Raw genomic sequence first — 1,075 nt, forward strand, 5'->3', positions numbered from 1 at the left:
GTGTTCTTCCCATTGACGTTATGGACGCGGTCGATGGGTGAGAGGCCTCCGAGAGCGGTATGGGGTCGGTGGTGATTATAGCTGTGGATCCAGGCCTGGTAGGTGGCCGCTCGGGCAGCATCGGAGCCGTAGTGACGGGCGTAGGCCCATTCGAAGGCGAGGGTGCGGTGGAAGCGTTCGATCTTCCCGTTCGTCTGCGGCCGGTAGGGACGGGTGAATTTGTGTTTCACGCCGTCGCCGAGCGCGTCGTTGAACACGCGTGAGCGATAGCAGCCGCCGTTGTCGGTGAGGACACGCAGGACAGTGATGCCCTGGCTGGCGAAGAACGCGTTCGCGCGCTTCCAGAACTCGGCTGCGGTCTCTTGGCGTTCGTTGCCGAGGATCTCTGAGTAGACCACGCGTGAGTTGTCGTCGATCGCGGAGTGAATGAACGAGTATCCGACACCGGTCTTGTTCTTCTTTCCCTTCTGTTGACCGAGGGTGCGGTGCCCGCCGCCGTCAGGGATGCGGCCGAGCTTCTTCACATCAATATGGACCAGGTCCCCTGGGTGCTCGTGCTCGTAACGGACCGGTTTCGGCTTGCGCACCCGCACTCCGGTGTTCAGATCGATGTGTCCGAGCAGCGGGACGCGGTAACGCGTCAGGACCTTTGAGACCGTCGATTGGGGCAGTCCCAGGTGATACGCGATCCGGTGCGGCCCCCACCGGCGCGTGACACGCAGAGCGATGATGCGCCGCTCCGTGCGCTGTGGAGTCTGATTCGGTGACCGGTGCGGCCGCGATGAACGATCCGCGAGACCGGCAGGTCCTTCAGCACGGAACCGAGCAACCCATTTGGACACCGTGCCGCGGGCTACTTGAAACCGTTCCGCGACACGCGCCTGCGCCCACCCCTCCTCAAGGACGAGCTGAACCAGTTTCAACCGGCCCTGCGGGGTCAGCGACGCACGAGCATGGGTAACGTAAGACATGAGGACCTCTGTCGATCGAATGAGTGTGGTAGCCCATATCGATACCGGAGGTCCTCACCTCATTCCATCAGGCCACGCTGCCCACAACCTCCTTGGGAAGAACA

The 1,075-nt window shown here is 62.4% G+C and carries 1 protein-coding gene; it reads right to left on the reverse strand.

The window, feature by feature from the left end:
- Positions 1–971: IS481 family transposase (locus tag KZA10_RS15905; RefSeq protein WP_218683368.1), on the reverse strand; the 971-nt coding region annotated here is incomplete at its 3' end.
- Positions 972–1,075: the final 104 nt, after the last annotated feature.

This window comes from Microbacterium sp. BF1 (genome assembly GCF_019279095.1).
GTDB classification, from domain to species: Bacteria; Actinomycetota; Actinomycetes; order Actinomycetales; family Microbacteriaceae; genus Microbacterium; species Microbacterium maritypicum.